This window comes from Neorhizobium sp. DAR64860/K0K1 (assembly GCF_050500205.1).
Taxonomy (GTDB): Bacteria; Pseudomonadota; Alphaproteobacteria; order Rhizobiales; family Rhizobiaceae; genus Neorhizobium; species Neorhizobium soli.
In genome coordinates this window covers 2,259,864-2,272,806 of sequence record NZ_CP191459.1, presented here as the reverse complement: position 1 = coordinate 2,272,806, position 12,943 = coordinate 2,259,864, and the positions used below count along the sequence as shown (strand labels likewise).

Below are 12,943 nucleotides of genomic sequence, written 5' to 3'. Positions count from 1 at the left end.
GCCCCGCTTGCTGGGAGAAGGTGGCGGCAGCCGGATGAGGGGCGGATGGGGTTGGCGCAGATCAGGGCAAGTTCTGCTTGCGCTGTTCCTCCTACTCGCGCCGCTTCCTGCATTCGCCGTCAATCCGGACGAGATCCTCAAGGATCCGGCCCTCGAACAGCGGGCGCGGCAGATTTCCACGCAGTTGCGCTGCATGGTCTGCCAGAACCAGTCGATTGATGACAGCAATGCGGAGTTGGCGCGTGATCTTCGCGTGCTGGTGCGCGAGCGGTTGACGGATGGGGATACGGACGGGCAGGTGATCGACTATGTCGTCTCCCGCTACGGCGAGTTCGTGCTGCTCAATCCGCGTGTGAGCGCAAGGACAATCATTCTCTGGGCGCTGCCGATCGGGGCGCTGGTGATCGGCATCGTCGCGCTGTTCGTCTTTATCCGCACCCGGCCAAACACACGCTCCATCGCGGCTCTGACAGATGCCGAAAAGAAGCGGATCGACGAGCTGTTGAAGCGGTAAGGCCTGCCGTTTCTCAAGGCTGCAAGAATTTCGAACATTACCAACAATTCATGCCGCCGACACGTGCAGTTAAGGTGCAGGCTCCTATATCTCTTCTCAACCACCGCCGCCGGACCTCCGGCAACACCAAGACTGACGAGAAGAAGAAGGTAGCTCAGATGCGTACCATTAAACGTCCCTCCCTGAAGACGGTTCTCAAGACTTCCACCGTAGCAGGCCTTGCGGCCGTCATGCTTTCGACCGGCATTCCGGCGCAGGTGACCGCATCCTTTGCGGCGCCTGTCAGCGTGACCGCGCCCCAGGCTCCGAGCTTTGCCGATGTGGTCTCCGCCGTATCGCCCGCCGTCGTCTCCGTTCGCGTCCAGTCGGACGAGCCGCAGGAGACCGCCGATGAAGGTGGCAACAACTTCAACTTCAACTTCGGCGGTCGCGGTTTCGACCAGCTGCCCGATGACCATCCCTTGAAGCGCTTCTTCAAGGAATTCGGCGGCCAGGGCGGCCCAGGCGCTCCCGGTGGTCCGAATGGCGGACCCGGTGCCGGTCCGCGTGACCGTGCCGAGCGTGGTGGCCCGGGCGCGAACCGTCCGCATCACCTGCGCCCGACCGCACAGGGCTCCGGCTTCTTCATCTCCGAAGACGGCTATGTCGTCACCAACAACCACGTCGTTTCGGACGGTCAGGCCTACACGGTCGTCCTCAACGACGGCACCGAGCTCGAAGCCAAGCTGGTCGGCCGCGACAGCCGCACCGATCTCGCGCTGCTGAAGGTCGATGCCACCAGCCGCAAGTTCACCTACGTGTCCTTTGCCGACGACACCAAGACCCGCGTCGGCGACTGGGTCGTGGCTGTCGGCAACCCGTTCGGCCTTGGCGGCACCGTGACTGCCGGCATCGTTTCGGCCCGTGGCCGCGACATCGGCTCCGGTCCTTACGACGACTACATCCAGGTGGATGCGGCCGTGAACCGCGGCAATTCCGGCGGCCCGACCTTTGACCTTTCCGGCCAGGTTGTCGGCATCAACACCGCGATCTTCTCGCCGTCGGGCGGCAATGTCGGCATCGCCTTCGCGATCCCGGCCTCCACCGCCAAGGACGTGATCAACGACCTGATGAAGGACGGCAAGGTTGCGCGCGGCTGGCTCGGCGTGCAGATCCAGCCGGTGACGCAGGATATCGCGGACTCGCTTGGCCTCAAGGAAGCGGCCGGCGCGCTTGTCGTTGCTCCGCAGGAGGGATCGCCAGGCCAGAAGGCAGGCATCAAGGAAGGTGACATCATCACCGCCGTCAACGGCCAGGCAATCAAGGATGCCCGCGAACTGTCGCGCCGCATCGCAGGCTTTGGCCCTGACGCCAAGGTGAAGATCGATCTGTGGCGCGAAGGCAAGATGCAAGACGTCACCGTGACGCTCGGCAACATGGCAAGCGACGAGGCGGCTTCGGCCGAACCGAAGCAGCCGGATGCGCCGGTTCCCTCGACCAGCAAGGCGCTCGCCTCGCTCGGCATCACCGTTGCGCCGGCAGAAGACGGTTCCGGCCTTGCCGTGACCGAAGTGGACCCGGACAGCGAAGCCGCGGCCCGCGGCCTGAAGAACGGCGAAAAGATCCTGTCGGTGAACAACCGCAAGGTCGCTACCGCCGATGACATCGGCAAGGTGATCGAGCAGGCCCGCAAGGACGGCCGCACCCGTGCGCTGTTCCAGGTCGAAGCCGGTGGCACCAGCCGCTTCGTGGCCCTGCCGATCGACGAAAGCTGATGTCAGCGACTGGTTCCCAATAGGTTGGTCCTCCCAGACGACCTCATGAAGGGCGCCACCGGCAACGGTCGGCGCCCTTCACCGTTCATGGAGTTTCAAGATGCAGACGATAATCCCACATTCCGGCAGTGCCGATGATTCCGCTGGTGCAAAAATCGCAAGCGACGCTATTGTCCCGCACATGAAGATTCTGGTGATTGAAGACGATCTCGAGGCTGCGGCCTACATGACGAAGGCCTTTCGCGAGGCAGGGATTGTTGCCGACCATGCAAGCGACGGCGAAAGCGGCCTGTTCATGGGAACCGAGAATTCCTACGACGTGATGGTGATCGACCGCATGCTGCCGCGGCGCGATGGTCTCTCGGTGATTTCGGAACTGCGCAAGCGCGGCGTCAATGCGCCGGTGCTGATCCTCTCGGCGCTTGGCCAGGTGGACGACCGGGTGACCGGGTTGCGCGCCGGCGGGGACGACTATCTGCCAAAACCCTATGCATTCTCCGAGCTTCTGGCGCGTGTCGAGGTTCTCGGCCGGCGCAAGGGCACGCCGGAACAGGATATGGCCTACCGGGTCGGCGATCTGGAACTCGACCGGCTGTCCCACGAGGTGAAGCGCGCCGGCAAGGAGATCCTGCTGCAGCCGCGCGAGTTCCGTCTTCTCGAATATCTGATGAAGAATGCCGGCCAGGTGGTGACCCGCACGATGCTTCTCGAAAACGTCTGGGACTACCATTTCGACCCGCAGACCAATGTGATCGACGTGCATGTGTCGCGGCTGCGCTCGAAGATCGAGAAGGATTTCGACAAGCCGCTGCTGAAGACCATCCGCGGTGCTGGTTATATGATCAAGGACGAGGGGTAAGCCTTCGTGTTTGCCCGTATCGTCAACCGCGCAAGGCTGATGTTCCGCTCCACGGCGGTCAGGCTTTCGGCACTCTACATCCTGCTGTTTGCGCTCTGCGCCGCGTTCCTGGTTTTCTACGTGACAGCACTTTCCGAAAAGACGCTGGTGCAGCAGACGCGCCAGACGATCCAGGAGGAAATCCAGGACATTCAGCGCGCCTATGATCGCGGCGGGATTAACCTTCTGCTGCGCATCATGGAGCGGCGCGCCCGCCAGCCGGGTGCCAATCTCTATGTGATTGCGGGCCCGAGCGGCGATATCTTGGCCGGCAATGTCGCCTCCGTGCAGCCGGGCGTTCTCGACAAGGAAGGCTGGACGGACATGCCGTTCGGCTACACCCCATACTCCGAGAACCAGGGCGCGCGGCGGCATCTTGCGATCGCCAACGTGCTGCGCTTCGACAACGGTCTTCGGATCATGATCGGCCGCGATCTCGGAGATCCCAGCCGTTTCCGCTATATCGTGCGCCAGGCGCTGATGGTGGCGCTGGCGATCATGGGGCTCGGTGCTCTCGTGATCTGGTTCGGCATCGGCCGCAATGCGCTGAAACGGATCGACCGGATGTCGGCCGCAAGCCAGAAGATCATGGCGGGCGACCTGTCGCAGCGGCTGCCGGTTGGCCGCTCCGGCGACGAGTTCGACAGGCTGTCGGAATCGCTCAACGCCATGCTCGGCCGCATCGAGAAACTCAACGAGGGACTGCGGCAGGTTTCCGATAACATCGCCCACGATCTGAAGACGCCGCTGACACGGCTGCGCAACAAGGCGGCCGATGCGCTTTCCGAAGACCGCGAGGATGTGCGTCGTCACGCGCTGGAAGGGATCATCGGCGAAAGCGACCAGCTGATCCGGACCTTCAACGCGCTGTTGATGATCTCGCGGGTCGAGGCGGGTTCGATGGCGGCGGAAATGTCTGATGTCGATCTCTCTGCCGCCTCTGCGGACTGTGCCGAGCTTTACGAACCGGTGGCCGACGAGGTTGGACTGGCGCTGGTGACCGAGATCGAGCCCGGCCTTTCCGTGAACGGCAACCGCGAACTGATCGGCCAGGCGATCTTCAATCTGCTGGACAATGCGATCAAATACGCCGCTGAAGCCGGCGGTGTTCCCGAGATCAAGGTGAAACTGTCCTCAGTGGGCGGGCTGATCCGGCTGTCCGTGTGCGACAACGGTCCGGGCGTGCCAGCGGACAAGCGCGAAGAGGTGACGAAGCGGTTCTTCCGGCTGGATGCCAGTCGTTCCAAGCCCGGAACGGGTCTCGGCCTGTCTCTGGTCGAGGCAGTGATGGGGCTGCATGGCGGAAGGCTGGAGCTCTCCGCGACCGACGAGGCGAGCACTGAGGCTCCCGGCTTGACGGTGACCATGGTGTTTCCGGTGGTGAAGGGCTAGGCTGGCGGAGCGCGGGAGGAAAAGAATGGAGACCGGAAACCGGCTCGACGACGTAGCGGCTGGTGTGATCCGGCCGCTGAACCAGGCGGAGGCCAAGCTTGCGCTTTCCCTGTTGAAGGAGATCGGCAAGACCGAGCCTTCCGTGGCTGAACTCGTCAAGGCCGATGGGCCGCTCAAGGCCTTTCTTGTCGCAGCGTTCTCGCTGTCTCCGTTTCTGCGCGATGTGGCTTCGGTCAGGCCGAAGCTTCTGGCCGAAGCGATCGACGGGACGGTTGAGGATGCGCTGGCCGCGCTGGTTGACGCAGCCCGAGAGGCGTGGCGACCGGTGGATGCAAGGATCCCGTCCGAGAACGAGGTGATGACGGCGTTGCGCAATGCCAAGCGCGCGTTCGGCTTTCTGCTGGCGCTCGCCGATCTCGCCCGGATCTTTTCGGCAAGGGACACGACGCGCTGGCTGAGTGAATTTGCGCAGGCCTCTACGGCTGCGACGATCGATCATCTGCTTCTGGCAGCGCATGAGAGCGGGAAGCTGCGGCTCGTCGACCCCGCGGAGCCCAGCCGCGGTTCGGGCCTGATCGTGCTCGGCATGGGCAAGCTCGGTGGCCGCGAGCTGAACTACTCTTCCGATATCGACATCGTCGTGTTCTATGATCCGGAAGCCGGCATTCTCTCCGCCCCGCTCGACGCATCGGAGACCTACGGGCGGATGATGAGGCGGCTGATCCGCATTCTGCAGGAGCGCACTGCAGACGGCTATGTGTTCCGCACCGATCTGCGGCTGAGGCCCGATCCCGGTTCGACGCCGCTTGCCGTCTCAATGGATGCGGCACTGATCTATTACGAGGGCAGGGGCCAGAACTGGGAACGGGCAGCCTTCATCAAGGCGCGACCGGTGGCGGGCGATATCGTGGCGGGCGAGGGCTTTCTGAAGCTGCTGACGCCCTTCGTGTTTCGCAAATATCTCGACTATGCGGCGATTGCCGATATCCACTCGATCAAGCGGCAGATCCATGTGCACAAGGGCCATGGTGCGATTGCCGTCAAAGGCCACGACATCAAGCTTGGCCGCGGCGGCATTCGCGAGATCGAGTTCTTTGCGCAGACCCAGCAGCTGATCGCCGGCGGCCGCATGCCGGCCTTGCGCACGCGCGAGACCGAAGCGGCGCTGAAGGCGCTGGCCGAGGCGAAATGGATCAGGCCCGAGATCGCGGCCGCGTTGGCGGATGCCTACTGGTTCCTGCGCGATGTGGAACACCGCATCCAGATGGTGCATGACGAGCAGACGCACCGGCTGCCGACCACCGAGGCGGAGCTGAAGCGCATTGCCTTCATGCTCGGTTTCGACACCGTTGCGGCCTTTTCGACCAGGCTTGAAGCCATTCTGAGGACGGTCGAGAAGCGATATTCGCGGTTGTTCGAGCAAGAGGAAAAGCTTTCTTCGCAGGGCGGAAATTACGAAGGCAATCTCGTCTTCACCGGCCAGAAGGATGATCCCGATACGTTGGAGACGCTCGGCCGGCTCGGTTTCGAGCGTCCGGCCGACATGAGCCGGGTGATCCGGACCTGGCATTCAGGACGCTACCGGGCGACCCAGTCATCGGAAGCCCGCGAGCGGCTGACGGAGATGATGCCGGCGCTCTTGAAGGCGATCGGCGAAAGCCGCCGCGCCGACGAGGCCCTGCTGCGGTTCGACAGTTTCCTCAAAGGTCTGCCGGCCGGCATCCAGCTGTTCTCGCTGATCGGCAACAACCCGCTTCTTCTCTCGCTGATCGTGACGATCATGGCCTCTGCGCCGCGGCTGGCCGATATCGTCGCCTCCAAACCGCATGTGTTCGACGGCATGCTGGATCCCGGGCTGATGGCGGAGATCCCCACCCGCGACTTTCTCGCCTCGCGGCTGACGGCGTTTCTGGCAAGCTCGCGGCACTACGAGGATCGGCTGGACCGGCTGCGGATCTTTGCCGCCGAGCACCGGTTCCTGATCGGGATCCGGTTGCTGACCGGGTCGATTTCCGGAGAGGAGGCGGGTCGCGCATTTACCCATCTCGCCGATCTCCTGATCGAGGCGGCTCTGATTGCCGTGACAGCCGAAATCGAGGCGGCGCATGGCGCCTATCCGGGCGGTCGGCTGGCCGTGCTCGGCATGGGCAAGCTCGGTTCGTTCGAGCTGACCGCCGGCTCCGATGTCGATCTCATCCTCCTCTACGACTATGACAGCGCGGTCGCTGAAAGCGACGGCCCGCGGCCGCTCGATGCGCAACGCTATTTCACGCGCCTGACCCAGCGGCTGGTCGCTGCACTTTCGGCGCCGATGGCGGAAGGCGTGATCTTCGAGGTGGATCTGCGGCTGCGCCCCTCCGGCAACAAGGGACCGGTCGCCACCCGCATCGGCGGCTTCGGCAAATATCAGCGCGAGGAGGCCTGGACCTGGGAGCACATGGCGCTGACGCGCGCCCGCCTCGTCTGTGGTGACACGAGCCTTCAGGGCGAGGTGATGGACGTGATCGACGACGTTCTGTCGGCAGGGCGTGATGTCGGCCAGATCGCCAAGGACGTTTCCGAGATGCGTGTCCTGATCGGCAAGGAAAAGCCGCCGCGTGATATCTGGGATTTCAAGCTGATTCCGGGTGGGCTGATCGACATCGAATTCCTCGCCCAGTACCTGCGCCTCGTCGCACCCGTGAAGGGCATCACCGTCCCGACTTACGGCTCGACCACCGAAGAATTGCTGAAGCGCCTCGGCGAACTTATGACGCCAGGCGATCTCGATACATGCCTTGAGGCACTTAGGTTGTTCAGCGAGCTGTCGCAGATCATCAGGCTCTGCGTCGACGGCCCGTTCGAGCCGAAGGATGCGCCATCCGGCCTCGTGGAGCGGATCTGCCGGGCCGGAGACTGCCCGGACCTGGCAACGCTCGAGGGTGAGGTAAAGCGGCTATCGAAGGCGGTGCGGAAGGTTTTCGAGAAAGTCGTGAGAGCCTGAGCGAAGGCTCAAGAGCTCTCAAGCCACCTTCTTTGCCGTAAACTGGACCACATCGCTTTGAGGGATGTGGATCGACACCACGGTCCCCTTGCCCATGACGGACCGGATCCGCATCGTGCCGCCGTGCAGGGTGATCAGCGAGCGGGAGATGGCGAGGCCGAGGCCGGAGCCGCCTTTGCTCTTGGCATACTGGCTCTGCACCTGTTCGAAGGGCTGGCCGATCTTCGACAGCGATGCCTTGGGGATGCCGATGCCGGTGTCGGCGATGGTGAGCACGATGCCGCCGCTGATCGGCTTTGCGCGCAGTTCGATGCGGCCGCCTTCGTCGGTGAATTTCACGGCGTTGGAGAGGAGGTTCAGCATCACCTGTTTCAGCGCCCGGCGATCGCCGATCATGTCGAGGGAAGGCGACAGGCATTGGCGGATGGCGATCTGCTTTTCCTGCGCGACCACCGCCGTCAGCCTCAGGCTTTCCTCGATCAGCGGCGTCAGGTTGACGGGCTCCGACTGGATCAGCATGTGGCCGGCCTCGATCTTCGACATGTCGAGGATATCGTTGATGACGTTGAGGAGATGCTTGCCGCTGTCGTGGATATCGCGGGAGTATTCGCTGTATTTGGCGGATCCGAGCGGGCCGAACATGCCGTTCACGAGGATTTCGGAAAAGCCGAGGATGGCGTTGAGCGGCGTTCTGAGTTCGTGGGACATGTTGGCGAGGAATTCCGACTTCGCCTTGTTGGCGGCCTCAGCGCGTTCCTTTTCCGCCTGGTAATTGGCATTGGCGGTCGAAAGCTCTTCCTTCTGGCGCTCGAGCTTCTTCTGCGAGGCGGAGAGATCGCCGATCGTTGCCATCAGGCGCCGCTCGGAGTCGCGCAGACGTTCCTGGTGACGCTTGAGCAGGGTGATGTCGGTGCCGACGGAAACCGTGCCGCCATCGCGGGTGCGGCGTTCGTTGATCTGCAGCCAGCGTTCATCGGCAAGCTGCACTTCGGTGGTGCGCGACAGGCCGCTGCGATCGGGATCGGCGACGCGGCGTTCGATCACCGGACGGGCAGAGGCGCCAAGCACGGTGCTGCGTTCGGTGCCGGGAACGAGGACTGAGTCCGGAAGACCGTGGGCCTGCTGGAAGTGGGTGTTGCACATCACCAGGCGGTCGTTCTTGTCCCAGAGAACGAAGGCTTCCGACGTACATTCGATTGCGTCTGCAAGGCGCTGGTCGGCTTCTGCATAGCGTTCGGCAAGCCGGTGCTGCTCGGTTACGTCCATGGCGATACCGATGACGTGCGTGCGGCCGTTTGCCATCCGCACCACCTGGGCACGAGCGCGCATCCACACATAGTGGCCGGCGGCGTGGCGCATGCGGAAGACCTGGTCCACCTGCTTGGCATTGCCGCGGCTGATGGCGCGGGCGAGAGCGTAAAGATTGCCATCGGTCGGGTGCATCATCCGCGCCGCATCGGTAAAGGACACGACGTTGCCAACCGGGGGGAAGCCGAGCATCTCGTACATCGAGCCCGACCAGAACAGGCGCCGGTTAGTAACGTCGAAATCCCACAGGCCGCATCGACCGCGCGACAGCGCCGTCTCGATGCGCAGGTTCGATTGCACGAACGTCTCGTCGGCGTCGCGGGCGCGCTTCACCTGAGCGTAATAGGCATAGAGGATGACGAGCAGGATGGCCGAAATGCCTGCAAAGATCGTGACGCTGAGCGAGACTTCGCCACGTACGAATTCGTTCGTCGTCTCCAGCGAATGGGCCGCTACGATCAGCGCACCGTCGTTGCCGATTGGCTTGATCGACGCATAGTAGGGGACATCACCGAAAAAGGTCTCGATGACCGTGCCCGACCCGCCGACGCGGCGCATGGCTGCGGTTTCGGGAAGAACCGAGGAAAGACGCTTGCCGAGATAGCTGCCGGTATCGCCGATGCCGCCGAAGATCCGGCCGGTGGTATCGGTAAAGAGCACGACAGCGCCGCGCTCCAGCTTGTCCTGGCCGAGGAATGTCGCGAGACGAGCTTGGGCAGTCTGGCGGTCGGCTGCAGCAAACAGCGATTCCTGTCCGGAGAAAGCGGCGGATGCGGTCGCGGACATCAGCGACGCGGACTGGCGCGCGGCATCTTCCATCCGGCCATGCTCGCCCACGATCCCCATAATGCGCGATGCGGCAACGACGGCAAGAAAGATAAGGATCAGGATTGGAATGGAACGCTTCAGCACCAGCTCGACGCGCGGCGTCTGCTGTGCGATCGGCCGGACGGAAAGCTGAGCTTCCTCCGGAGCCGTCCGTCCAAGGCTGCTGAAGCCTGGAAACTTGAAGCGCAACCATCCCCCGGCCTCGGTTTCCCGCTGCACGCCCGATATCATCGTCATCCGATCCCTCGTCGTGATTCGCTGCGCCGCCGCTCGAATCTGACCTAATGAATCACAGAGTGATTCTCTGTGTCCAGAGGGTTGGTAACATTTCGTTAACCATATGATAGTCGACGCATTTACGCCTGAGAGGATCCGCAAATCAGGTGTCTGGGTAACGCTTTTCAGGATGCGAGTTATCAAGCCCCGTCAAGCAAGATGTACCAAAATGTGCCAAATCGGCGCAAAAAATATCCGCGCCGGCAGGCAGCCGACGCGGATGTCATTTTGCACGAAGATTGTCTCAGCCCTTCAGCATACGCTCAACGATGTCGCGCACGTCAGTCGAAAGGGACGGGCTACGTTCAATCGTCATCAAAGCGTCGCGGGCCTGGTCGGCGCGGGTCGGCTCCAGCGAGCGCCATGAGCGCATCGAGGTGAGGATGCGGGCGGCAAGTTGCGGGTTCTTCGGATCGATCTCGAGGATCTGTCCGGCGAGGAACCGGTAGCCTTCGCCGTCGCGGCGGTTGAAGCCGGTCGGGTTCGAGAAGGCATACATGCCGACCAGTGCGCGAACACGGTTCGGATTGCCGGCATTGTAGCGCGGATGGTCGATCAACGCTTTGACCCGCGCCAGTGCATCTTCGCCGGGCATGGTCGCCTGCAGCGAGAACCACTTGTCGATGACGAGCGGGTTTTCGCCGAACCGTGTCAGGAAGCTTGCGAGCGCACCTGTTGTTTCCGACGCTTCCGGGAAGCGATCGGCAAGCAGGGTGAGCGCCTGCGACAGTTCCGTCATGTTGTCGGCTGCACCGAAGGCTTCGGCCGCGCGCTGCGGGCTGTTCTCGGCATAGGCGAGGTAGGTCAGTGCCGCAGCCTTGAGAGCCCGCTTGCCGGCGCTTTCGGCATCCGGCGAATAGGCACTATCTGCCTTCATGTCACTGAACAGACGCTTGAACAGGTCTTCACCAGCATCTGCGATGAGCTTCAAGACCGCATTGCGGCCCGTGTGAATGGCTTCCGGATCGTTGTTGCCACCAAGCTCGCGACCGATGTCGGCTTCGCTCGGAAGTGCCAGAACCTGCGCGCGGAAGGCCGGCTCCAGCGTGTCGTCACCGGCCGCTTCCAGAAGTGCCGCAATCAGCGCCGGGTCGCAGGTGACCTCATGACCTTCCCGCGCATCGCGGGCAGCCTTGGTGAGGTTGGGGATGGCGAGATCCGCCAGGGACTGCCAGCGTGAAAACAGATCCGTGTCGTGACGCGCGATATGCGCAAGATCGGCCGGCGTCTGGGTAAAGGCGATGTTGACCGGCGCCGAGAACGAGCGGTTGAGCGACAGGACCGGCCGCGACGCGATGCCGGTGAAGGTGAAGGTCTGGCGACGATCGGTGAGATGCAGCACGTCACCGGTGACTTCGCCGCCCTTGACGGATGTCGCGTTGGCAATGGTGCCATTGTCGAGGATCAGCGCGAAGGACAGCGGAATGTGCATCGGCTGCTTGTCGGGCTGGCCGGGCGTTGCCGGCACCATCTGTTCGAGCGATAGCTTGAACGTGGCGGATGCCTGGTCGTATTCGGTCGAGACGTTGACGAGCGGCGTGCCAGCCTGCGAGTACCAGAGCGAGAACTGGGTGAGATCCCGGCCGCTCACGTCCTCGAAGCATTTCACATAGTCCTCGACGGTGACGGCCTGGCCGTCATGCCGTTCGAAATAGAGATCCATGCCGGCCTTGAAATCGTCCTTGCCGAGCAGCGTGGCGATCATGCCGGTGACTTCGGAGCCCTTCTGGTAGACCGTCGTCGTGTAGAAATTGTTGATCTCGCGATAGGTCGTCGGGCGGACCGGGTGGGCGAGCGGGCCGCCATCCTCGGGGAATTGGTCCGAGCGCAGATGGCGCACTTCGGCGATGCGCTTGACCGGACGCGAGCGCTGGTCGGCCGAGAATTCGTGGTCGCGATAGACCGTGAGGCCTTCCTTCAGGCACAGCTGGAACCAGTCGCGGCAGGTGATGCGGTTGCCGGTCCAGTTGTGGAAGTATTCGTGGGCGATGATCGCCTCGATATTGGCGTAGTCCTGATCCGTTGCAGTCTCTGGATCGGCCAGCACGTACTTGTCGTTGAAGACGTTGAGCCCCTTGTTCTCCATGGCGCCCATGTTGAAGTCGGAGACGGCGACGATCATGAAGATATCGAGATCGTATTCGCGGCCGAACCGCTCCTCGTCCCACTTCATCGAACGCTTCAGAGCGTTCATGGCATAGGCGGTGCGCGACTCGTTGCCGTGCTCGACAAAGATCTTCAGCGTCACTTCACGCTCGGACATCGTCACGAACGTGTCTTCGACGACCGCAAGATCGCCGGCGACGAGAGCAAACAGGTAGGATGGCTTCGGATGCGGATCGAACCAGGCGGCAAAGGCGCGGCCTTCATCATATCCGGCACCGCCCAGGAAATTGCCGTTCGACAGCATGACCGGGTTGGCGGCCTTGTCACCGATGATGGTGATCGTGTAGGGCGCCAGAACGTCGGGACGGTCAGGGAAGTATGTGATCCGGCGGAAGCCTTCGGCCTCGCACTGCGTGCAATAGATGCCATTGGTGCGGTAAAGCCCCATCAACTGCGTATTGGCTTCCGGATTGATATGGGTCGTGATGGTGATCTCGAACGGCGCCTCGGCCGGCAGATCACGGATGATGAGGCTTTCCGGCGTGGCATCGTACTGACTGGCCGGCACGTCTTTTTGGTCAAACAGCAGGCCGGAGAGAGCAAGCTCGTCGCCATCGAGCACCAGAGGAGCGGACGGATCCACGCCTTCGCGGCGATGGAAGATCAGCCGGGCATCCACTTTCGTGTTCGTCGGGTCGAGCTCGAAGGTGAGGTCGACACGTTCCAGAACGAAATCAGTGGGGCGGTAATCTGCCAGATGTACGATCTGGCCCGTATCTGTTCGCATGACTTTTCCTGAACCGGCTCTTCAAATTGAACGCGTCGAGGATCTGCGCGGTTGCGCGCATTGAGCTTTCGACAATCCCCATCGCCGCCGCGGATCA

7 protein-coding genes are annotated in these 12,943 nt (G+C 62.6%); 5 read left to right on the top strand and 2 right to left on the bottom strand.

The window, feature by feature from the left end:
* Positions 1-34 precede the first annotated feature (34 nt).
* The 5 genes from ACQY1J_RS15675 to ACQY1J_RS15655 all read left to right on the top strand — a co-directional run bounded on the left by ACQY1J_RS15675 (position 35) and on the right by ACQY1J_RS15655 (position 7,541).
* Positions 35-514, top strand: coding sequence for a cytochrome c-type biogenesis protein (locus tag ACQY1J_RS15675; RefSeq protein WP_192087144.1), 480 nt, complete (start codon positions 35-37; stop codon positions 512-514).
* A gap of 158 nt (positions 515-672) precedes the next feature.
* Positions 673-2,268, top strand: a complete 1,596-nt coding sequence (locus ACQY1J_RS15670; protein WP_430250276.1) for a Do family serine endopeptidase — start codon at positions 673-675, stop codon at positions 2,266-2,268.
* Positions 2,269-2,368: 100 nt separating this feature from the next.
* The gene (locus ACQY1J_RS15665) at positions 2,369-3,127 is read left to right on the top strand and encodes a response regulator transcription factor (RefSeq protein WP_274604797.1); all 759 of its coding nucleotides are present in this window, start codon (positions 2,369-2,371) and stop codon (positions 3,125-3,127) included.
* Between the two features lie 39 nt (positions 3,128-3,166).
* Positions 3,167-4,558, top strand: a complete 1,392-nt coding sequence (locus tag ACQY1J_RS15660; protein WP_174196051.1) for a sensor histidine kinase — start codon at positions 3,167-3,169, stop codon at positions 4,556-4,558.
* Between the two features lie 25 nt (positions 4,559-4,583).
* The gene (locus tag ACQY1J_RS15655) at positions 4,584-7,541 is read left to right on the top strand and encodes a bifunctional [glutamine synthetase] adenylyltransferase/[glutamine synthetase]-adenylyl-L-tyrosine phosphorylase (RefSeq protein WP_430250275.1); all 2,958 of its coding nucleotides are present in this window, start codon (positions 4,584-4,586) and stop codon (positions 7,539-7,541) included.
* Between the two features lie 18 nt (positions 7,542-7,559).
* Here ACQY1J_RS15655 and ACQY1J_RS15650 read toward each other — a convergent pair whose 3' ends face one another.
* Together ACQY1J_RS15650 and pepN are read right to left on the bottom strand one after the other, a co-directional pair.
* On the bottom strand, positions 7,560-9,914 hold the full coding sequence (locus ACQY1J_RS15650; protein WP_430250274.1) for a PAS domain-containing sensor histidine kinase: 2,355 nt from the start codon (positions 9,912-9,914) through the stop codon (positions 7,560-7,562).
* Positions 9,915-10,197: 283 nt separating this feature from the next.
* A complete protein-coding gene (gene pepN / locus ACQY1J_RS15645) occupies positions 10,198-12,846 on the bottom strand; it encodes an aminopeptidase N (protein WP_430250273.1) in 2,649 nt (882 codons plus the stop codon).
* Between the last annotated feature and the right edge of the window lie 97 nt (positions 12,847-12,943).